This is a genomic window from Chitinophaga sp. W3I9, from assembly GCF_050434025.1.
Taxonomy (GTDB): domain Bacteria; phylum Bacteroidota; class Bacteroidia; order Chitinophagales; family Chitinophagaceae; genus Chitinophaga.
Map to the genome: position 1 here is coordinate 3,908,055 of NZ_JBNPWC010000001.1, position 22,971 is coordinate 3,931,025.

At 47.4% G+C, this 22,971-nt stretch carries 15 protein-coding genes; 7 read left to right on the forward strand and 8 right to left on the reverse strand.

What is annotated here, in order from left to right; genetic code table 11:
- Position 1 precedes the first annotated feature (1 nt).
- The 3 genes from QFZ51_RS16070 (at position 2) to QFZ51_RS16080 (ending at position 3,325) form a co-directional block, all read left to right on the forward strand.
- Positions 2–688: a hypothetical protein gene (locus QFZ51_RS16070; protein ID WP_429047155.1), complete on the forward strand. Its 687-nt coding sequence runs from the start codon at positions 2–4 to the stop codon at positions 686–688.
- A 65-nt stretch (positions 689–753) separates the two neighbouring features.
- On the forward strand, positions 754–1,308 hold the full coding sequence (locus QFZ51_RS16075; RefSeq protein ID WP_429047156.1) for an RNA polymerase sigma factor: 555 nt from the start codon (positions 754–756) through the stop codon (positions 1,306–1,308).
- A gap of 439 nt (positions 1,309–1,747) precedes the next feature.
- Positions 1,748–3,325: a hypothetical protein gene (locus QFZ51_RS16080; protein WP_429047158.1), complete on the forward strand. Its 1,578-nt coding sequence runs from the start codon at positions 1,748–1,750 to the stop codon at positions 3,323–3,325.
- A gap of 89 nt (positions 3,326–3,414) precedes the next feature.
- Here QFZ51_RS16080 and QFZ51_RS16085 read toward each other — a convergent pair whose 3' ends face one another.
- The 7 genes from QFZ51_RS16085 to QFZ51_RS16115 form a co-directional block, all read right to left on the reverse strand.
- Complete coding sequence (locus tag QFZ51_RS16085) at positions 3,415–4,797, reverse strand: SusD/RagB family nutrient-binding outer membrane lipoprotein (RefSeq protein ID WP_429047160.1); 1,383 nt, start codon at positions 4,795–4,797, stop codon at positions 3,415–3,417.
- Positions 4,798–4,825: 28 nt separating this feature from the next.
- Positions 4,826–7,867 carry a SusC/RagA family TonB-linked outer membrane protein gene (locus QFZ51_RS16090; RefSeq protein WP_429047161.1) on the reverse strand — a complete coding sequence of 1,014 codons (3,042 nt, stop codon included), beginning with the start codon at positions 7,865–7,867 and terminating at the stop codon, positions 4,826–4,828.
- 503 nt (positions 7,868–8,370) lie between these two features.
- Positions 8,371–8,643: a DUF4242 domain-containing protein gene (locus QFZ51_RS16095; protein ID WP_370913016.1), complete on the reverse strand. Its 273-nt coding sequence runs from the start codon at positions 8,641–8,643 to the stop codon at positions 8,371–8,373.
- 184 nt (positions 8,644–8,827) lie between these two features.
- Entirely contained in the window at positions 8,828–9,934 is a 1,107-nt protein-coding gene (locus QFZ51_RS16100; protein WP_429047163.1) for a DUF4998 domain-containing protein, read from the reverse strand.
- 30 nt (positions 9,935–9,964) lie between these two features.
- A complete protein-coding gene (locus tag QFZ51_RS16105) occupies positions 9,965–11,146 on the reverse strand; it encodes a DUF5000 domain-containing lipoprotein (protein ID WP_429047164.1) in 1,182 nt (393 codons plus the stop codon).
- 26 nt (positions 11,147–11,172) lie between these two features.
- Entirely contained in the window at positions 11,173–13,074 is a 1,902-nt protein-coding gene (locus tag QFZ51_RS16110; protein ID WP_429047165.1) for a RagB/SusD family nutrient uptake outer membrane protein, read from the reverse strand.
- A 33-nt stretch (positions 13,075–13,107) separates the two neighbouring features.
- Positions 13,108–16,263 carry a SusC/RagA family TonB-linked outer membrane protein gene (locus QFZ51_RS16115; protein WP_429047166.1) on the reverse strand — a complete coding sequence of 1,052 codons (3,156 nt, stop codon included), beginning with the start codon at positions 16,261–16,263 and terminating at the stop codon, positions 13,108–13,110.
- A gap of 618 nt (positions 16,264–16,881) precedes the next feature.
- Here QFZ51_RS16115 and QFZ51_RS16120 point away from each other — a divergent pair.
- A complete protein-coding gene (locus QFZ51_RS16120; RefSeq protein WP_370913021.1) occupies positions 16,882–17,244 on the forward strand; it encodes a helix-turn-helix domain-containing protein in 363 nt (120 codons plus the stop codon).
- Between the two features lie 118 nt (positions 17,245–17,362).
- Here QFZ51_RS16120 and QFZ51_RS16125 read toward each other — a convergent pair whose 3' ends face one another.
- Positions 17,363–17,530, reverse strand: coding sequence for a phosphatidate cytidylyltransferase (locus tag QFZ51_RS16125; RefSeq protein WP_079467765.1), 168 nt, complete (start codon positions 17,528–17,530; stop codon positions 17,363–17,365).
- Positions 17,531–17,634: 104 nt separating this feature from the next.
- On the opposite strand from QFZ51_RS16125, the gene QFZ51_RS16130 reads away from it, so the two are divergent.
- From QFZ51_RS16130 to QFZ51_RS16140, 3 genes are all read left to right on the forward strand, one after another.
- The gene (locus tag QFZ51_RS16130) at positions 17,635–18,246 is read left to right on the forward strand and encodes an RNA polymerase sigma factor (RefSeq protein WP_429047167.1); all 612 of its coding nucleotides are present in this window, start codon (positions 17,635–17,637) and stop codon (positions 18,244–18,246) included.
- 67 nt (positions 18,247–18,313) lie between these two features.
- Positions 18,314–19,351, forward strand: coding sequence for a FecR domain-containing protein (locus QFZ51_RS16135; RefSeq protein WP_429047168.1), 1,038 nt, complete (start codon positions 18,314–18,316; stop codon positions 19,349–19,351).
- Between the two features lie 56 nt (positions 19,352–19,407).
- Positions 19,408–22,956, forward strand: coding sequence for a SusC/RagA family TonB-linked outer membrane protein (locus tag QFZ51_RS16140; RefSeq protein ID WP_429047169.1), 3,549 nt, complete (start codon positions 19,408–19,410; stop codon positions 22,954–22,956).
- The last annotated feature ends 15 nt before the right edge of the window (positions 22,957–22,971 follow it).

Sequence of the window (22,971 nt, forward strand, 5' to 3'; positions counted from 1 at the left end):
AATGACGGAAAATGTGTCGGGTAAAATGATTGCGCAGGAATGGCTGAAAGTATTGCCTGGTCTGTCGATGTATGGCAGTACACGATTACTTAAGATACTGGGGCCATTGGTTATAGGGATACAAATAAATAAAATTCCCGGTTGGAAGCGTTATGCGCCCTATTTTGTATTCATTCCGTTAATCGACGTAAAAGCGGATGGCAAAGCAGGCAGTACAGAGATAGTTATACAGGCAAGGGATACGGATAACAGGCAGTTGTTTATACCTGAAGAGAAGTATGATGTTATATTACCGGCTGTAATTGATGGTGTACTTACACAATTCAGTATTCCTTTTGATCGGGATATAACACAGGAAGCGATTTACAGAATGATTGATTATTTTATGGAATGGATCGAGGTGAAAGCGCGAATTAAATATCTGATAGGTTTTCACCTGATAAAATTGCATGTGGCGCTTTATGTCGACGATGAGGCACAGGTCCGGGAAAGCCTGAGAAGTATCCGTCAGCAAGCAGCAGCTGTGCCTGCCAATACGCTGTCGGCCTGGTTCGGGGACGTTGCTGCCTGGGAGCAACGGTTGAATGAAATGGTAACGAACCGGGCGGCCTATCTGGAGCAGATAAGGGAAAAGATACAAAAGGATAAAAAGCTGTCGAAGCTTTCCAGCAATGACATTTATCGTTAATTTTATGCTTTGCGGGTGATAAATCGCGTCTTCCGGTATATAGTATGGACCAAGTTCACCATCGTATGCAAACAATATCAGACCACACATTGCTCAATATGCTCAGAAGTGAGGACAATGCTTCTTTTGAGGTATTGTATCAATACTATTTTCCAACTATTGCCGCATATATTATTAATAACTACGGGCAAAATAAGGATGCGGAAGATATTTTCCAGGAAGCAATGATTGTATTGCTTCAAAAAGTAAGGCAACCTGATTTCTTACTTACGGCTTCCCTGAAAACTTATCTTTTTGCTATTTCCAGGAACCTCTGGCTGAAACATCTCCGGGATAATAGGTTATTGCCCGTAGAGGATGTATCCCTGTATCCGTGCGCGACAGCGGACTTTCCAACGGAATTACACCAGGAGAAAACCGAAGATGAAAAAGTACAAACCTGGATATCCAGGATCACAGGGCATTGCCAGCGTATACTAAAAGCCATCTTTTTTTACCGGGAGCCTATGGAAGTTTTAATGAAAAGAATGGGCTGGAAAAACAGGCATACAGCAGCCAATCAGCAATATAAATGCATTCAACAGGTTAGGAAAATGAAGGCAAAAGAAGAAAGCATATAGTTTTTGGGTGATAAATCTTATGAACGGGTATTAATAGGAAATCACCTTTAAACAGTTTAATTATGTCTGTAAAAACAAAAATCATTTTTTGTATTGTCTCTTTAGTATTAACTGGTATTTGCCTTTATCATTTCTTTGGTTGATTAAAAAACAGTTAGAATGAAAACAGCTGTCAATATTTGGGGAATAAGGGAATATGAAGGAGATGGTAAAAGCTGCCCTGTTGTTCCCGCTCGTCTGCCATGGTATAAGAAAGTGGCCCTAACATTTTTCCGCTTCGGGGTATGTCCCATTTGTATTACTATGAGTATATCGTATAATATCGGCAGGTTTTTTAAGGGAATGAAAAAGTGAAATGTTGCCGGGTGGCCCATCTGCAAACAATTTTTGTTTATGAAGGTGCAATTGATTATTTTTTGTATAAATAGATGCATCCCATATGTCATCAGGCTTCCTCAAAATACCTGTCCCTGCCGCTTCCCGTGCAGCTGCAAATCAAACGGTTCCCCGTAGTGGAATTGCCTATCCGGCCGTTATAACGCCACCTGTATTACAACAACAGGGGATCATGCAGCTCAAAATTGACAAGTTATTGGACAACGGAAGTGATAAGCAGGCGATTGAACGTTATATGAAAGGCTCCGTGAATTCACGGGGCCAGACTTTTGAACAGGCGGTGGAAGAAGTGATGGTATTGTTCCCGGCGTTGAGTGATAAATTGGCAATCTCCAAAACCTGGCTTTTACTAAAGGAATCCTTGTCTGGTGAAAAAATTGATGTCATAACAGACTGCATTATCCGGTTGTCTAAAGACGTGAATACGATCTTCATGGAACATACGCCCTATCCCAACCTGAGATCTCATGACCTCAGGCCGGACAAGCCTTTTACCATTCCGCAAAGCGAGAAAAGCCAGGAGCGCTCGGAGACACTGTATAAAGAGATTGATAAGGAAGCGAAACGCTTGTTTGAACTGGTGAAAAAGGAAGATAATGGGGCAAAAACGAAATTGGGAAACTTGCTGCGTTATGATAAAGAGCACGACACCTACAAAGGATATATGCTGGGTGTACTTATTATGGATGGGCAGGTGTTTGCTACCTGCTCCGGTGGTCAGTCGGCCGGTTTTGAGCTCATCGCCAAGTCACTGGGGATGCAGTACGTGAGCTCCGTAATGAATGTGGAGGAAGCAAGAGGAATTATCGTCAAAGAAATAGGGCCGCATAGTTTTGGAACCGGAGAGGAGAAAAACATTGTAAAAGAACATACGGGGAGCGAGGAAGTGAAAACCGGGCTTGCCGGTACCTGTGCTGCCCCGAAGCTGATCTGGTCTATCATTGATGGAGGCCATGTGAAATTGCATCCCACCACTATGCAGCATGCATCCATGACGGAAAGATGGGTGTCTCCACTCAATGCCGACAGTACGGTTCCTATAATTGATGCACATGGCAAGATCATAAAATATGGCAGTGGTGATATTGTACCTTCCTGTAAGGCTTGCCAGCATTTAATGCATGGATTGGAAGAACGTCTGCAGCGGCGGCTGGGCGATAGTAGAAAAATGAAATCACTCTCGGAACAGGAAAATTCTGCAGAGAATATAGAAAGGAAAAGAGTAGCGAAAGAACAAAAACAGGCGTTGGACAGGGAATATGAAAGCCAAACCCTGGCTGGGAATGCCGTTGAAGTACAGGCATTAAACCAAGCCTTAGAGAATTTATTAAATACCATTATAAAAGGGGACGATTCCATTTTGAAAGACGAACTCAGTTTCCTGAGAAGCAGCACTGACAGATTAGAAGAGTTACGTTTTGACCTGCGGGCTTTTGCAAAGATCCCACTGGGTGATAGCAGGGCAGCTGTATTGGATACCCTGGAACGGCTGAAAGAAGGGCAACGCATTATTGCTACCATGGTAGACGGTATCAATCAATTTTGGGCAACGCAAGAAAAGCCGGCGGCAGCATCATCCGGAAAAGGTGGCGCAACCGGGAAAAAGGTCCGGAAAAAATAAGAGGTAGCCACACCAGCTTTTGTTTTAAAAAAAAGGGGCAGCTCAAATACTTTTGAGACGCCCCGTATTACTGTTTTACTTTTCTTCTCTTAATTATCCCACCAAACCTTTGTACTCTGGATAGCTGTTTGTTGTGGTTGTGCATTCGTTAATATCTCGTTTTGCGGATATAACAACCTGCGGGGGATATCTATCAATGCCCCATCTACTTTCTGCAATTTTGGAAAACCCGTTCTTCTCCAGTCGTTATACGTTTCAAAGTTGAAGATATTAGCTACTGCTTTTTCCTCCATGATCAGCTGTAGCGCATTTCCGGCGGTCAGTTTGCGGCGGTTTACATAAGCAGTGGCCGCAGCGCTGGCAGTATCGATCCCGAGTTTAGACAGATGGGAATTGATCGCATTTACATATACCGGCTGCGCAGCGGCATAACCGCTGGTGATCAGCAGGGCTTCTGCCTGTATGAATAGTGCTTCAGAATAATTGAAGATGTAATTGGACGATGCTTTGGCGCCATAAAATGCAGCGGGGTAAGAGTACTTAGCCAGGTCTCCTGTGGGCGTACCGATCTTTCTGCCGGTAAACAGTCCTGTTGCCGTGGCGGGAGCAATCATCTTCGGCAGCCGCGGATCATTCCGGTTGCGTAAGGTATCGATTAGTGTGGCATTCATCACGTAGGTAGTTACCGGTGTAAAGGTGAGGTACCAGATGTTTTCCGATCCTGCCGCGCCGGAGTAGGTGAACTTAAGATCATCGTTGTTGGATGTCATGCCTTGCTTTAAAGCAGCTATTGCGCTTTCGGCCTGTACCTTGGCGGTGTATCCGGGTGCTTTGGTGAGATGTATATAATACCTCGCTTTCAGCGACCATGCGAGCTTGCGCCAGGCGTTCATATTGCCGTTGTAGAAGTAGTCGTCACCTGTTGGGCTCTTTGGACTGCTGTTTTTGTCGATGTTGGCTATGGCATCGGTGAGCAATGACTGGATACTTTTGTAAATATCTTCCTGTTTATCGTAAGGTACTGTGAAAATGCCGCTGACAAACGCTTTAGAATAAGGAATATCTCCCCAGAAATCGGTGGCAGTGCCGAGGGTGTAAGCCGTAAGTATTTTGGCAATGGCCGCATAGTTCCAGTTGTTATTCGCTTCCGCCTTTTTATTCAACGTGATCAGGTTGTTGAGTGAGGTGACGTAGAAGTTGGACCAGTCGCCATCCATATCAATATTAAACAGCTGGTAACTGCCCACATAAGGATTCAGCTGGTTGGCGGCTATGTTCTGCACATAGTTCTGTATAATGATTCCCGCATTGCCGCCATGGATATTGTCAGAAATGTTCAGTTCCGCCGGCGCCAGGATCAGTGATTCCTGCACATCTATCGGATTATTGGGATCGGTGTTTATATCCAGGAATTTTTTACATCCCTGTAAACAAAGACCGGTGAGCAGCAGTATATAAAGAGACTTTTTCATGTCGATAAATTTTAGTGGTGCCGGCATACTAAAAACTAAATTTCAATGAGAAGTTGATAGAGCGTGATGTTGGCGTTGAAAACGCATAAATACCCTGTGAGCTGTTGCCTGTGCCATAGGAACTTACTTCCGGATCAGCACCGGTAAAATGCGGACTGTAGATCCAGAGATTCCTGCCGGCTACTGCCAGGGAAGCGGTTTTGAAAGGTGTTTTAGCCACAAAGGAAGCAGGCAGGAGGTAGGAAAGACTTACATTCCGCAACTTGATATAAGTACCATCCTGGATGGTAGATTCGTATTGCCTGGTCTGGTAGTAGGTTTGCGCATCTACTGCCACGGTGTTGGGCTTTCCGTCTACTTCGCTGATTCCTTTCACCACCATTTGGCCGCGGGTGGCAGTTACCTTTGCAGTGCCGTAGTAGAAACCGGCCGACTCAACATCATTTTGCACATCGCCGCCTTTTTTCATATCGAAGAAAAAGGAGAGGCTGAGCTGTTTATAACGGAAGGTATTATCCATGCCGGCCAGCCAATCCGGGTTAATATCGCCCACAATGCCTTGTTGCGGATCTACTACCGGTAGTCCACCGGCGTCGATGAGCAGTTCCCCGTTGTCGGCCCGTTTATAGCGGTTGCCAAAGAAGATGTTATAGGGTTCTCCTTTGATCAAACGTCCCAGCTGGTCAACGCCCGGCGCCAGGGAAAGTACCTCGTTTTTGATCTTCGAAAAATTCAGGGTAACATTCCAGCTGAAATCTTTTGTCTTTACAGGAGTGGCGCCCAACAGCAGCTCTATTCCTTTGTTGGATATTTCAGCGGAGTTAATAGTAGTGCTGTTGAAACCGGTTGAAGGGGGGATTTGTGACCCCGGAATGAGCCCGCTTTTGGAGCGACGGCTAAAATAAGATCCTTCAAAGGTGATCCTGTCTTTCAGGAAACGCATTTCAAGCCCCGCTTCATATTCATTGAGCCGTTCATTGATGAGCGTGGGGTTACCCAATGCAGTTGTCAGTAAAAAGCCTTGCTGTCCCTGGAACGGGAACTGGAAAAAACCGGCGTTTGTATTCCTGCCTGCCTGCACATAAGGGGTAGATAACGCATACGGACCTACGCCGTCGTTACCCACCGTAGCATAGCTCAGGCGTACCTTTCCGAAGTTAATGACATTGGAGGCTTTAGGTCCGAGGAATTCGGAAAAGATAAAGCTGGCAGCGGCCGATCCGTAAGGATAGAAGTTTTTATCGGGATTGAGCACGGAGCTGCCATCGTACCTGCCGGTTAAAGACAGGTTGAGGAAGCGGTTGTACTCAATATTAGCCTGGGAGTAGAAGCCTACTTTTCTGAGCTGGGTGTAACTTTCAGTACCTGTGATAGTGGAGCCGGACGATAAGTTATTAAAGTCGTTAATATTGAGCCCGGTGCCGTTAATATTCATATACTGGCTGTAAGTAGTATAGATATTATTACCGACTAACAGGTTTACGTTGAATTTGCCAAATGTTTTCGTGGCGCTGATGATCAGGTCATTATTGAATTGCCGGAAGTTGATGTTCTGGTTCCTGATTTGTCCTGTGAGGCCAATCTGCGGACTTGGATGTTCTATATACTTATCAGACTCCGTGTAGATGTCCGCGCCAAGTCTTTCTGTAATAGTAAGCCAGCTGGTAGGAGTGATGTTGGCGGTAAATACCGGGAGAAACCTGTTGACTTTAGAATCATTGCTGATGTTATCGAGCGTCCACAGCGGCATATTCCTGGAATAGCGGTAGCCGCGCTGGCTACCATCGGGCAGGAGCACAGGGTATGGATTCCACGATACCGGTTGCAGCAGCAGCACAAATAAAGGCCCGTTGCTGGCGCCTTCCGGCAGCCTTTCCTGGTCGGAGTTGTTGTATCCCATCTGGAAAGTAGTGCTCACATATTTGCCTATTTTGGAATTGTACTTTGCAAAGAAGGAGTGCCGCTTAAAATCATTTCCCGGCATTACACCTTTCTGGTTGAAATAGGAATAGCTGAGAAAATAGTTGGAATTATTGGTACTGCCGGAGGCAGAAATAGTATTGTTGGTAGTAATACCCGTGCGGAAAAAATCGTACGGGTCGTAGGTAGGTGCGGGCTGGCCGTTTACTTTGAGGGTATCCATGAGGGGACCCCAGGAAAGGCTTGTTTTTTTGTCGGCGTCCTCACCGTTATAAAAGATACCGGTGGTACCCTGTCCATATATATTTTGCCGTTCCGGCAGGAGTGGATGCTCAAAAGAAGCATCTGACGAAAAGTTGAATACCGGTTTCTTATCCACACCGCCATTTTTAGTGGTAATGAGTACTACACCCCGGGCGCCGGAAGACCCATACAACGCCGTAGCGGCGGCGCCTTTCAGGATGTTCACATTTTCAATGATAGCGGGATCAATATCTGCGATACGGTTTACGCCGGAGCCCGCGGCTCCGCCGCTGATATTGCCGGTTTCCGTGTTATCAACGGGCACGCCGTCGATTACAAACAGCGCCTGGTTTTCCCCGGTGGGAGAAGAGTTACCCCTGATCACAATGCGGGAGGAGGCGCCTGCATTACCGGAAGAACTGGTAATCTGTATGCCCGGCACCTTGCCGGCCAAAGTATTCACCAGGTTGGGTTCCTTGGTTTTTAATAGTTCTTCTCCGTTCAGCTGCTGGGAGCTGAAGGTAAGATTGCGTTTTTCCCGTTTTACTCCCAATGCCGTTACTACCACGGCATTCAGCGCCGAGGTGTTGCTGGCTAAAGTAATAGCAAACGTTGTTTTGCTACCCACCGGTATTTCCGCACTAAGAAATCCAACACTGGAAATGACCAGCGAATTTTTTTCGTCCACGGTTAATTTAAATGTACCGTCGGCGCTGCAGGTGGTGACGGCCTTCCCGCCTTTCTCCCTGACGGTGGCGCCTATAACAGGCATGCCGGACGAATCGGCGACAGTGCCCGTAATCGCTTTCTTCTGCGCAGATGCAGACAAGGAGAAGAAAGCGAGAAAACATACCACATATAGCGGTACGAAGCATCCTGATACTGCTGATTTTGCTGATAGTGCCATTTGAATAAACGTTTGGTTGACAAGTTGAGGGCTGCATAGAATAGTTAGCGGAATAAAAGTAGGTGTAAGCCGTAAACATGGATTCAGAATAATTAACCGATTGTAAACGTATTTTATCCCAAAAGCCGGTAGAGTATTAATATGCGTCTATGTTAAATGTCATATCGACAATAATATGAATAAGAGAGGAGGTGTGTGTTTTTATAAGCGTTGTTTTGACACTAATTGGGGAGATGTGCCAGCCTTGGTATTTAAATATATGGTCAGTTTGCAGTTGGTTGTCTTGAATTAGAATAATATCTGCCGACCGGGAATTGGATGATTCAATATCAGATGATGCAATAATTACCCGATGTAAGGAATGGAGTTTATCCTCACTAGCCATTACTACTATTTTCAAATATGGACGACCAATAAGCATACCACCGCAGTGCAGGAAATTTTTTCTAATGGTGGGAGAGGATCCTTAATCCTAAGTTTCCCTTTTAAAATACTATAACCTTTTACTCCGCAGTTGTAGGATCAATAACAGTAGCCACCTCACTGACAGCATTGGCCGGAAATCCTCCCTGCTTCGCGTGCTCACGAACCATTTCTTCATTAGGGGCAATGTAAACGCAATAAATTTTATCAGCAGTCACATAACTATGGATCCATTGAATTTGCGGACCCATATTGCTTAATACGCCACAGGAAGCTTGTGAAATAGCTTTCAACTGTTCTCCTGAGAGTTTACCTGCACCAGGAATTTCGCGTTCGATAACATACTTAGGCATAATGGTAGATTTTAGTTTTATCCTATGAAGTTAAATCTTGCTTCTTGCCGGGGTTTTGACAGGTAGTGGAGTAGTAAGAAATGTATATCCTAAATATAAGCATTTATTCTAAGAAATCGTTCAGGTAAAACCGAAAAAAGGCCGCAGGTAGAACACCTGCGGCCTTTTTATCAAAACAGCTCCTTTAACGTTTATACACACCCACTTCCGCCAGCGCAGAGAAATTTCCGTTCTTATAATCCGACCGCACAATCACCCTGAAATACCTGAAACTTACCGTTTCCGTCAGGTCTATGTATTGCTTATCCGCTGCGGATAACAAGGTAAACGCACCCAGCGGTTGCCAGGTGGTATTATCGTCGCTCACTTCAATTTCAATCAGTTTCAATGGTCCGTCCAGCGGGGTACGTTGTGTGAAGGTAAAGCCGTAGGCCAGGTTGATGGTACCCATATCTACTGTAATGGTACGCGGATAAGTAAGACCTGCAACTTTCGACATGTGCCATACGGTAGATGCTTTGTTATCGATCGCATTGGCGGGCCCGCGGCCGGAGGGTTCGTCATAGTCAGATGCGATGGCCGTCCACCCTGTTTTGGCATATTCCACCGGCGGCCCCTTTACCGCAATCGCCTCGTAGGCCGTTTTAAACAAGTCGATGGCACTGGAATCCGGCAGGTATACCGTAGTGTATGCGAGATCGGTATTATCACTGAAAAGAAAATTAGACAAGGTAGTAGTATTGGAATCTACCGGTACGCTGATGTGCTGCACCGTACCACCAGCATCTGTATACCGTATTTCCGTACCCGTTACGTGGGTATCTGCGCTTCCCCAGGTAATGGCTACTTTGCCGTTGGAGTACAGCGCGCTTTTAACAGGTCTGGGTAACAAGGAGCTGATATACCGCTCACCATACACCTGGCCGGTAGTACTTACTTTTATGGACTTGTTTCCCTCATCATCAAAAGTATAGATATCGAAAGAGTAAGCGCCCTCGGCTATCGGGAAGAGGATCACGTTGATAGTGTCTACGTCATATTGTCTTTTCAACACCATATCCAGGGAATCACTTTTGTTATTCCAGTAAATTTTAGCTTTAGTGACCCTGGGATCGCTGACCAGCCACGATAGCTGGATCCGGTTATCACCCGGAAAAACCTTTACGGAATCTACTGAGCCGGCGTAAGGGATTTCTCCGTTTTTAATGAACTGTTTGTAGGTGTCATCCATTTTGCTGCAGGCAGCAAATAACAGGAGCAGCGCTAATAAACAGGCGTTATATATTTTCATGACCAGTTATTTGTGTTAGATGATAACATTTTACTTCACATTGCCCCAGAAGGTAAGTTCCGCGATGTAGATATGATCCAGCGCGCCCCATACTTTGACGGTTTTAAAGCGTAGGTATCTCACAGGTGGTACATCGGGCGGAAAATCAAAATCCTCCCCGTCTACAGTGGCAAATTGTTTGTCTTCCGTGGTGATGATGCCATCGGGCGTACCGGAGGGTTTTACGGATTCAAAACCGGATAGCAATACCCAGTTGTCCCAGCTGCCATCGCTGGATGGATTATTACTGCCCCAGATCTCATATATTTTGGGATCGCCGCCGGTATAAGACCCGTCGGCGGTGCTGCCGTCACGGTGATGCAGCTTGAAGCGGCTCAGCGTAGCAGTAACGCCCATGTCGATCGTAAACCACTGCGGCAGGCCGCTGCCTGGTTTGGTATGGAAGATGGAGGTACCGGCGTTGCCCAGCTTGTCATCCCAGAGGTAGGGGATTTTACTGCTGATGTGCCCTGCATAGGTATCTGTCGGAAGATCTACTTCTTTGAATTTTGTTTTCTCCAGTTTTTGTTCAAATAAAGGCGATAGTGCTGCGTACAGCGTATCGGAGTGATTGTTCCATCGGTCACGCACAAAGGCGGCAAATTTTCTTTTGGTAGTATTAAAGCCCCTGGCGGCAAACGTGCCGGTCTTTCTTTTGGTATAAAATGTTTCCGCCGGTACCAGGTCGTTCGTGGAATCGGCCGCCAGTACGGTAATCACCACATCTGCTTCTGAATTATTTACGAAGTTGACCCTTACGCCACCGAAGGTAGCGGCGAGCGTCAGTTGCTGGAATACTTGTTTTACCGGCGGCGTAAGTGGCTTTACGGAGATGGTGACCGGCTCCGATATATTTTCGCCACGACTCACAGCATAAAGTTTTACCGGGTATTCCAGCGTGTCGGGAAATCCGTCTATGGTTAGCATATGCTGGTAGTAAGATGCTTTTACTTCCCGCTCTATACCTGGCCGGATGGAGTACACGGCTTTTATATACAGGAGGTCTTTGTCTTTCGGGCGACTATAACTGATATTGGCGCCGCCGGCAATACTTTCGGCGCGTACGTTGGTAACCGGCCCCGGCGCCTGGTCTTTGTTAAGCGGCTGAACGCCTTCCTCTTTACAGCAGTATAAGCCAGCACAAAGCAGAACAGGTATGATATATTTTTTCATAGTTAATTTCTTTTTTTGTAAACAGATTACCAGCCGGGATTTTGATTGATCTTTTTATTACTCAGCAACTCTGATTCGGGTATCGGCCATAAATAATCCCTGGTGGTGAAAACCTGGTTATAGATCACTTTTTCACGATAATAAGCGGTGGCGTCTTCCTGCGCCAGATCCCACCCGGTAATGGGTTTGTTAAGTTCGTCCACAGCTTTTTTCCATCTCCGGAGATCCCAATAGCGTTGTCCTTCAAAGGCTAATTCAATCAGCCGTTCCCGTTGGATAATATCACGCATGCCCTCTTTTGTCGTGAACTTGGCAGGGTTACGCGCGTAGTTGGTCCAGGCGCTTTCCACGGATGTTAAGCCAGCCCGCTCGCGGATAAGGTTGATATACCGGTATACCTCTGCGCTGGGGCCATTGGCTTCATTTTCGGCTTCTGCATATAACAGGTACAGGTTCGCCAATCGTAAAATAGGCCATGGATAGTTTTGAATGGTATAGGTGGTACCATCGCCGATTACGTTGTTGAAGTTCACCAGCTTTTTAGGCCAGTAACCGGTAACGGAGTACGACGACTGGTTCTGCGCACTGGCTGGTTGTCCTTTTTTGCTGGATACAAAAAAGAGATTGGCATTGTCGTTAAATAAACCCTGCCCGTACCAGATGCCGCCATCAAATCCCAGGTCGGCATAAAAGCGGGGTTCCCGGTCGAAATGAAGGGCTGCGGTCTGATATCCTTCCTGGAGGTCGTACCGGTATGCATGCGTGCCGGTACGCAGTTTAAAACGGCCGTTATAGTCCCATGTCTTATCTTCTGTGATCGGTACACCATGATTGGTGTAAAATAGCTGCGCTATTTTCAGGGTAGGGGCGATGTTGCCCACCGTAGCGCTGTTGGCCGTTTTAGAAGGATCCAGTCCGCGCGGAGTGGCGCTGGCCTGTATGCTGCCGGCCAAACTATTGGTATGGCCCCATATAATTTCGGGATTCCATTTCTCACATACAGCATTACGGATACTGAGTTCTATCCGCGTGGTGTCGGAGATTTTATATTGAAAGAACTGCGGATTGAAGGTATATAGTTTGTATCCCTGCGATTCGCAAAGCGTGAGCGCAGTTTTGCAGGCAGCGGCGGCGCGTACCCATTTCTGCGGATCATTGGTTTGGGCAAACAGCAACCTGCCGTCGGGACCTTTAAAACCGGCGTGGTCGGAGTTGCCGTTAAACAGCGGGCTGGCCGCCAGTACCAGCACCTGTGCTTTCACCGTTAATGCAATGGCTTTGGTAACACGGCCCAGCTCTGATACTTCATTCTCTATTTTGTCCGGCAGTTGTGCAGCAGCTTCGTCCAGCTGCTTGGCAATGTAGTTCACACAGGAATCTACCGGTTCTCTGGCTGGATATACTTCCTCCTCGCCGGCGCTTACCGGCACATTGTTTTTGATGAGCGGAACAGGGCCATACATCTGGAACAGCCAAAAATGATAATAGGCTTTCAGGAATTTTGCTTCCCCTGCCCAGCGTTCTTTTTCGGTGCTCTCCATATCGGGCACCTTACCAATGTTTTCCAGGAAAATATTGCATTGCCGGATTCCTTCAAACAAATCCTTACCCCCGGAAGTACCCTGCCAGTAGTTCATGTAGCAGTTCACTACATTCTGGTTGCCACGGGCAATCTGCCAGGCATTGGAGGTATTGGTAACGGGCAGCCAGTACTCATCTCCGGCGGCATTAGACGGATTGCCGTCAAAGTTGCCCAGCGCCGGCATATAGGAGTAGCAGGTAAAAAGAAATCTTTCGGCAGTAGAACGGAGCCGGAAGGCATAGTCGATGGTGGCCACGTTATCCGGTACTATGTCCAGGTATTTTTTACAGCTGCTGAAAAGCTGTGGTAACGTAACAATGAATATCAGGCAGATGATCTTTTTCATAACATGCAGTTAAAAGAATAAGAAATCGGATGTTTAGAAAGTGGCGAGTGCGCCAACGTTGAATACCCGTTGTACCGGGTAACCCAGACCGTTACCGGCCATTTCCACATCCCATAGTTTAAACTTGCTCCAGGTAAGCAGGTTGGTACCGTTGGTGTATACACGTAATGTTCTCATATGCGCCCATTGCCGCACGGTATAACCTATTTCCACCTGCTTCAGCCTGATGAAAGCGCCATTCCGCATAAACCACGTACTTTGCTGGGAGTTGTTATCGTTGCCAATGGCGGTAGTGCTGAGCCGCGGCCATAAAGCATACAGATCGCGGTGCTCTTCTGACCAGTGACTGTCGGCGTATGCCTGCAGCAGCTGGTTCTGTGGTTTACCTGACAATGTTTCATTATCATAATAATAGGTCATGAAAGGGGCAGTGGCGCGTGCATTGATCCAAAACGATTCCCGGCCAAGTCCCTGGAAAAATGCAGAGAGGTCGAATCGTTTATATCCTATAGAAAAACCGAATCCGTAAGTGATTTCAGGCGTGGTAGGAAAACCCAGTGGCACCTGGTCGAGTTGGGTGATTTGCCCGTCGCCGTTTACATCATGGTATTTGATATCTCCGCCGCCGTATTCCCCAAAATTCTGCCGCGGCGATTTTGCAGCTTCCGCATCATCAACAAAAAGCCGTTCTGCGATGTATCCCCATTGCTGGGAGATGGGGTAGTTCACGTGCAGTTTCCAGGGTGCGCCATCGTACGATGGTTCTTCATAGGTGGTGAACTTGCTGGTGGCATAGGTGAAGTTGGCCCTTGCCTGGATCCAGAAGTGCTGGTTGAAAGAATGGTTGTAATCGGCTGAGAGATCGATTCCTTTTCCTTCGGCGGCGCCCACGTTGGCGCGGGGTTGGGCGGAAAGTCCCATAGTGGCTGGTGTGGCAGTTCTGGTCATGAGGATATTACTGCGTTGTTCCTGGTAGAAGTCGGCCATGATATCCAGTTTGCCGAACAGGCCCAGCTCCAGGCCCAGGTTGGCTTTTTTAGCAGTTTCCCAGCTGATGTTAGGATCTGCATATCTCGAGAGGGAAATACCTGGCCGGCTGTAGCCATTGTCGCGGCCAAATACTGCACTTTTGCCGGCGTCGTTCATGTTTACATTGGAGAGGTACATAAAGCGGTCGTTTGGATCACCGATCGCATCGTTACCGGACAACCCGTAAGTAGCGCGGAGCCGCAGGTTGGAGATGGCATTTTTATAAGGCTCAAAGAATTTCTCATTGGAGATACTCCAGGCTACGCCTGCAGAAGGGAAAAATCCATAGCGGTGGGACTCATGAAAACGTTCCGACCCGTTATAGCCAAAGTTCAGCTCCACGTAATACCTGTTCTGGTAAGAGTAGGTGCCGCGTCCTGCCAGGCCCACGTTGCGGAAAGGCAGCGACGCCTGCAGATCCGCGCCGTTACCGGTAAGATTGTTACGTACCATAAACACAAACAAACCACTCAGGGTATGATCCTTGTGAAAAGTGCGGTTATAATTAAGTGCGGATTCCATATAAAAACTGGAGTTCACTGTTTTGGCGCCGGGTACATAGTTCAGGTATTCTGTGCCCAGTTCTTCGTTCTGCAGTTCCAGTTTAAAGGTGTTCTGTAGTTTATCATAAGAACCTGCCTGGTACCAGAAGGGGCTGTAGGCACGGGTTACATCAAAATAGGTATTGCGTGTTACATTTACCATCGTCCTGAAATTCAAACCTTCTGTCAGTGCCGATAAGTTTTGTTTTACTTCAAACTGCGCCGCCATCATAGAGCGGGAATAATTTTTATATCCCTTTACCATGTCGGCATATGGATTCAGCAGATAGGCGTTGGTGCCGTCATCATAATTGCCGAACATAATATGCTGAACATACTGGTGGTCTGCATCGGCCGGGTAATAGGCCGGGAAGTACACGGGATTGGTGCGCATTACTTTTTTGTACAGGTCTGCGCCTCCGTCGATAGGACCGGTGTAATCGTCGAAGGAGCCGCTTAAACGAACCACCATCTCAGTAGATTTGGTGATGTTCACGTTTACATTGGAACGGAGCGAATAATTTTTCAGGTCGATGTTGCTGTTAAAATTATTCCGTTTATCTACGTTCAGTATGCCATTGTCTTTATTGAAAGAGCCGGCCACATAATATCTTGCTGCGGTGCCGCCACCGCTTACATTGAGGTTGGCGCGCTGGTTGGTGGTATAGCTCTTGAAAAGTGTGCCTCTCCAGTCGGTAGCCGGATACATGTAAGGATTAATGCCGGCAATGGTGTTATCAATTTTCTGATCTGTGTAAGGTAGCTGCCCAAGTGGATCGCGGGTGAGTACCGCTTCATTATTCAGCCGCATATAAGTGATGGGATCTGCCAGTGCCACATTGCGGGTGGGGGAGGCCAGGGAATTTTCCAGCCGGACGGTGATGGCGGCTTTCCCTTCTTTTCCTTCCTTGGTCGTTACCAGTATTACGCCATTGGCAGCGCGGCTGCCGTAGAGGGAGGTGGCGGTGGCATCTTTCATGATAGAGAAGCTGGCAATATCATCCGGTTGCAGCCGGGCGAGGTCTGTTACGGTGAGTTCTATACCATCTATCAATATCAGCGGATCCTTTTTATAGCCGAAGGTAGTTACGCCGCGGATGAAAAAATCCGCGTTATCCTGGCCTGGTTCGCCGCTGCGCTGGTAGCCAATGACGCCGGCAATGCGGCCTGCCAGGGCGGTAGTCAGGTTGCTGGCCGGTACTTTTAATTCAGCGGGGTTAATAGTGGTTACGGCGCCTACTACATCTGTTTTTTTCTGTTTGCCAAAAGCTACTACTACTGTTTCTCCCAGCTGGCTGTAGGAGGGCCGCATGATGATATTAATTACTTCCCTGCCGTTTACCGGGATCTCCTGTGAGGTGAAACCTATCATGGAAAATATCAGGGAGGCATTGTCCGGAACTTTCAGGATATACCGTCCGTTGACGTCGGAGGCGGTGCCTACTCCTGGCTTGTTCTTTACAGCGATGGTTACGCCTATCATGGGAACGCCGCTGCTGTCTGTTACCAGTCCCCTTACTTCCTTGTCGGCTGCCGGGAGAATGGCGTCAGCAGAGGCAGGCAGCCGGAATAAAAGCAGCAATATGGCTACTATACCAACGTAAAATTTGTCTCGCATAAATTGTTTTTAAAAGATGGATAAAATTCGTGTATACGTTTCCGTTACAGACACAGAAAGGCCATTTCCACCAGTATTTTATCCGGTGGATCAGTGGAATAGCAACTGCGGTAATCACCTTTGTTCAGGAGAATGTTGCCAGTACGCGGCTATGCGCCGGATGTTTTCATCAGGAGATAATAATTCATAAAGGATTTTTTGTGGCGGTCAATTTTTCTTGTAATCGATTGCAAGCGTGGTTAAAAAAAACATACATCCTTTCCGGCGGTTGCTGCCGGAATGTTAATCTCAGTACTTTGTCTTGGTCATTATTCTTTTCCCCTTAACAAACATTGCTTCATACGTGGATCACAAATAGGGGAATGTTTATCATCTGGTTGTGGGCAGGTGCTGTTTTAAGCATATAGGAACTGTTGCAGCACCAAAACAAAGATTCCATAATATTGCGCTTAATGCAAGTTTTGCAGGTTGTAAAATACAACCTGTATAGTTGTGTTTTACAAATGGTTCGATTGCCAGTCCTGCTAACTTATTGTATATAAAGTGTTTGAAAAAAGTACCGGATCAGCTATTATTTGATTGTTTGACGTACTTTTAGAAAGCAAAACTTTTTTTACTATGAATATTGGTCAGAAAATTGCCCGTCTCCGGGAAATCCGGGGCATTAAGCAGGCTGATCTGGCGCGTCGGTTAGGCGTTACACAACAGGCGTTATCTAAAATGGAGAATTGTGAGTCGATGGATGATGAACGGTTGGAGAGAGTGGCTTCCGCCCTGGAAGTATCGCCGGATGTAATCCGTAATTTCCGGGAAGACGTGATCATCAACAATGTGTATGACCAGAATAATACCGTGATCAATTACCAGTTTAATCCCATTGAAAAAATAGTGGCTTTATACGATCAACTCCTGGCCACAGAAAGGAAGCGTATTGAATTGCTGGAAGCGATGTTGAAGCAGGAGCAGGAAAAAAATCGCTGAAGCGTAATAAATACCCTTTAACAACCACATGGTTACCTTTAACAACCATCACTACGATAAACACCCATGATAACAACACAGCCTTGTAACACTGTTACAAGGCTGCATTTAGAAAGCTTTAGCCCCGCTTGCCGCCGCGGCTTATTAAGAAAATGATCAGGCCCACCACCACTGCTACGGCTAATATGCCGGTCCACACGCCTGCTTTGAATATTCCGCCTATAACTTCACAACTGCTGAGTAAAAGTACCAGGCATGACAGTAACAAATAAGTGAGGTTTTTCATATCGTTCAGTTTTAATGTTATATACTACCAGACATATCCTGTACCAAAAAATATTTGCAAGTGTCAGAATAATTAACAAGCTTTAGCAGATCAACCAGAATAGTATGAATACAGGGAAAGCCTTCAGATCGGGGCTGCACGTGGTGGCTTCCCATTCCTCACTTTGGGGACTCTTTCTACAGGGTGACCGCCACGCTTTCGCCGGAATATACGATGCACACATCGATGACCTCTTTCATTATGGCATGCATTTCTGCCAGGATAAGGAAAGGGTGAAAGACTGCTTGCAGGACCTGTTCCAGGATCTCTGGATCAGCAGGGAACACCTGACTGCCAATATCGGGAATGTCCGGTATTACCTGATCAGCAGCCTGAGAAGACGGCTGCTCCGCGCATTGCGTAAAGACCGCCGCTACCAGCACCGCGAATCATGGGAAGCCTTTGAATTTGAATACACCCTGCCGCTCGAAAACCAGTTAATCCAGCACGAAACCATAGAAGAACAAAAGCGCCTCCTCCAGGAAGCCCTCAGCAACCTCTCACGGCGCCAGCGCGAAGCGATCTATCTCCGCTTTTTCCAGAACCTGAGCTATACTGAAGTCGCCGATATCATGTCCATGCAGGTAGATTCTGTATATAATACCATCTCCAAAGCCATCGGTATCCTCAAAAAGAACCTCCCGCTACCGCTCCTGTTGCTGTTTTTGGGCAAATAAAAAATATTTTTTAAAAAAGTGATGAGATTTTGAGCTTAACCTGCTCTTTAGGTAAAAGCACGTTCTCTTGGCAGCCAGTAACTATTTATCATACACGGCCCGGGAGTTTGCGATGGACGAGGACTTTCAGCAATGGGTACTACACCCGGAGCAAAGGAATGTATTCTGGGAATCATGGCTCAGGCAACACCCGGAAAAAGAATCGGTCATCAGCGACGCCAGGCAACTCGTGCAAAGCATCCGCTTCCGCGACTATTCCCTGTCCGCACCGGACAAGGAACAACTGTGGGATGCCGTGCTGAATGGACTGGAAGAGGAGGAAGAAGAAACAACCATCCCAATACATCCGTCTGTCTGGAGGAATGTGGGTAAATATGCAGCAGCCGTAATACTCGGTATCCTGCTCACTGCAGCCTGGTGGTGGTGGAAGCCTGCAGTACAGCAACCGGCCATCCTCAGCACCTATACCCGGCTGGGAGAAACCAGGCACCTGATGTTGCCGGATAGCTCGGAAGTTACGCTGAACGCCGACTCCCGCCTGCTGTATGCTGTTGCCGGAAACGGGCAGCGCGAGGTATGGCTCGATGGAGAAGCCTTTTTTCATGTAAAACATACCGCCTCCAAACAGCAGTTTATTGTGCATACCTACGATAACCTCGACGTGGAAGTACTGGGAACACAGTTTAATGTAAACAGCACCGGTAAAGAAATAGTAGTAGTGCTGCAGCAGGGAAGTATCCTGCTCAATATAGGCGAAACCAGTAAGGGAAAAGCCGCAGCGCTGTACCTGCAGCCGGGGGAAATGCTCCGGTACAACAAACAGGACGGCGACTATACCAAAAAAAGTGTAGATGCTATACACTACACCTCCTGGCACACCGGCAGGTTAATCATGGATGATTTTACGCTGGCAGATGCAGCCATCTTCATGGAACAGGTGTTTGGTAAAAAACTGATCGTTCGCGACACACAACTATTAAACTATAAAGTATCGGGCTCAATGCCTATCGTTTATAACGCCGATACTATGATGACACAGCTGGGTAAGGTTTTCCGTATGCAATTCAACCAAAGAGGCGACGAAGTCTGGATCCATAAACCGTAACATTCGCCGCTCAATTTTATAGATGTCTTATTCTTAATCGTTAAAACCTGTTCAAGATGAAAAAAGGTTTACGTGTTTTGCTGATGCAAGCATTGGCCCTGTATTTCCTGTCCCAAACGGTATCAGCTCAGGAATTGGCTGATGCCGGCAATCAGCCGGTTCCCCCCGCAACCGGTAACAGTGCGGAAGCACAACCAGATGAATCATCCCTGAAAACAGTTCTCCACCTCATCGAAGAACATTTCAGCGTATCCATCGCCTACAAAAGCAACCTGGTTAAAAACAAAAAGATACAATTGTCGGTAGCTGCCTGTCAGTCGGCAGAAGAAGCCCTGGGCAAGGCGTTGTCGCCCTTTAATCTCCACTTCGAAAAGGTACGGGAACACTTTTACATGGTCACAGAAAAAGCCATTGTTCCTGCTCCTGCAGAACCCGCCGGCATACAGCAACAACACCCGGTAAAGGGCGTGGTAAGGGATGAAAAAGGAAATCCCGTGGCTGGTGTAACGGTTCGCATTGCGGGCACCAGCATCGGTACCGTTTCCAATGCCGATGGCTCTTATACCATTTCCGCCCCGGGAAGAAGCAGTGATGAACTGGATATCACTTTCATCGGGTACGAAGCACAACGTATACCCGTTAGCGGTAGATCACTCATCAATGTTACCATGAAAGAGGGTTCCAGCGCATTGAACGAAATAGTGGTCACCGGTTACACCACGCAGAAAAAGAAAGATCTGACAGGCTCCGTGGCGGTAGTGAACATCGATAACCTGAAAAAGCAACCTTCCGGCCAGGTAACAGAACAGTTGCAAGGACAGGCATCAGGCGTCACCGTTATAGGCTCCGGTCAGCCTGGCGAATCCCCGCAGATCCGTATCCGTGGTGTGAATACCTTCGGCGCCAATTCCCCGCTTTATGTGGTGGACGGCGTGCCTACCACAGATATCGCAGACCTCAACCCCAACGACGTAGCCAGCCTGCAGGTATTAAAAGATGCCGGCGCTGCTTCCATTTATGGTTCCCGTGCCTCTAACGGCGTGATCATCATCACCACCCGCCGCGGTTCCGGCAAGGTAAAGGTGGCATACGACGGCTACTATGGCCGGCAATATCCAAAGAAAGGTAACGTATGGAATACCCTCAACCCCCAGGAACAGGCCGACCTACGGTGGTTGGCCTACAAAAATTCCGGATTAGATCCCGGAACAGAACTCTATGGCAACGGTACAAAACCCGTTATCCCGGATTACATCCTGCCATCGGGCGCAATGGAAGGAGATCCCTCCGTTGACCCATCTCTCTATTATGTAAATCCAAACTATACTGACCTGGACGATTATAACAGCTTTTACCAGATTTCAAAGGCCAACAAAGCAGGTACCAACTGGTACCGTGAGATCTTCCGCCCGGCGCCCATCACCAGCCACAATGTAGCAGTGAGCGGCGGCGGCGATAAAGGGAACTATCTCTTCTCCCTTAATTATTTTAATCAGCAGGGAACTTTAATGAACACCTACCTGAGAAGATATACGGTACGCTCCAACACCCAGTATAATATCACACCCGGTATCAGGGTGGGAGAGAACCTCGCTTTTTCCATGTCAGAAAATCCTTCGGTAGATATCAATACGTCGGATGCCGCTATTGGTCATGCTATGCGCGAACAAAGCATTATACCGGTATATGATATCAAAGGCAACTTTGCCGGTTCCTCCGGCGACGCACTGGGAGACGCTTTTAACCCGGTAGCGACGCAGTATCGTACCCGGAATAATAAAGGTCTCAATACCCGTTTGTTCGGGAATGTATATGGAGAAGTGGACTTCCTCAGGTACCTGACCTTCCGCACCAGCTTCGGCGGAGAAGTAGCCTCCGGCTGGTCGCACTCTTTCCTGTTCCCGCAATATGAGAACAAAGAAAATTCCACCAGCAATTCCTACACAGAAGGATCTGTGAACGCGCATAGCTGGACCTGGACCAATACCCTTACCTATCACCAGACGTTTAATAAACACGACCTGAAAATAATTGCCGGCACGGAATCTTTTGATAGCCGCAACCGCGCAGTAGGCGGTACTACGAAAGATTATTTTACTTTCGATGATTACTTCCCGGACCTGAGCACCGGCACCGGCACACAAACCAACTACAGCAACCGGGCATCAGAAGGACTGTTTTCTATCCTGGGCCGCGTGGATTATTCATTTAACGACCGGTATCTTTTAAGCGCTACCATCCGCCGTGATGGTTCCTCCAAATTTGTAAACGACCATTACGGCACCTTCCCCGCTATTACCGCAGGATGGCGTATTTCCCAGGAAGAATTTATGAAGAAGATCAGCTGGATCACCGACCTGAAGATCCGCGGCGGATGGGGAATCATGGGCAACCAGCTCAACCTCAGCGTTAACAATGGCTACTTCCTCTACGGTGGGAACCGCAACTCTTCCTATTACGACCTGGCCGGCGTTAACAATGGTCTCAATGCCGGCTTTGCAGGCACACAAATCGGTAACCCCGACGCCAAATGGGAAAGCGATGTGAATGCAAACATCGGTATCGATGCCAGTCTCTTTAACGGACAATTAGATTTCTCTGCCGACTACTACCGCAAAGATATCAAAGACCTGCTCTACAACCCTGAATTGCCCGGACTTGCCGGCACAGGCGCCCAGCCGTTTGTAAATATTGCCCGCATGAAAAATGAAGGATTCGACTTCTCCATCGGCTGGCATAAAAATATCAACAAAGATCTGCAGCTGAACATCAGCGGTACACTCACTACCTATAAAAATAAAATTGTGAAAATTGCCGACGGCGTAGACTACTTCGATAGCGACGGTCGCCGCTTCGATGGCAGCAACATCATCCGCAATGCAGTAGGCCAACCGGTTTCTTCTTTCTTTGGATATAAAGTGATCGGTTTCTGGAATGAAGAATCTGAAATTGCAGCAGCAGATGAACAGGCAAAGAAAGTAACCAACAGCACAGACGCCATTTACCAGGAAGGCGAAGGGCTCGGACGCTTCCGCTACCAGGATGTGAACGGCGATGGTATCATCACACCAGACGACCGTACCTTCCTCGGTAACCCTAACCCCGACTTCTCTTACGGCATCAACCTGGGCGTAACTTACAAAGGATTTGATTTCAGCATCTTCCTCTTTGGTACACACGGCAACCAGATCTGGAATAATGTACGCTGGTGGCGCGATTTCTATCCATCCTTTGAAAGCGCCAAAAGCAAAACAGCCTTGTATGATTCCTGGAGACCCGATCACCACAACGCAACAGCGCCTATCCAGGAAGTGGACGGATCTACCAGCACACAAGGCGTTCCCAATTCCTATATGGTGGAAAACGGCGCTTATCTCCGGGCCAAAAATATGCAGCTCGGATATACCCTGCCCACTAAACTGCTGTCGGGTATACACGTAGAAAAACTGCGTGTTTATATACAGGCTGCCAATGTATTCACCATTACAAAATACTCCGGACTGGATCCTGAAATCGGGGGTTCCGATATCACCGACTTTGGGGTAGACGAAGGCGCATACCCCAACCAGCGGCAGTTCCTCATTGGCATCAACCTGGGTTTCTAACAATTGCTCATTTAA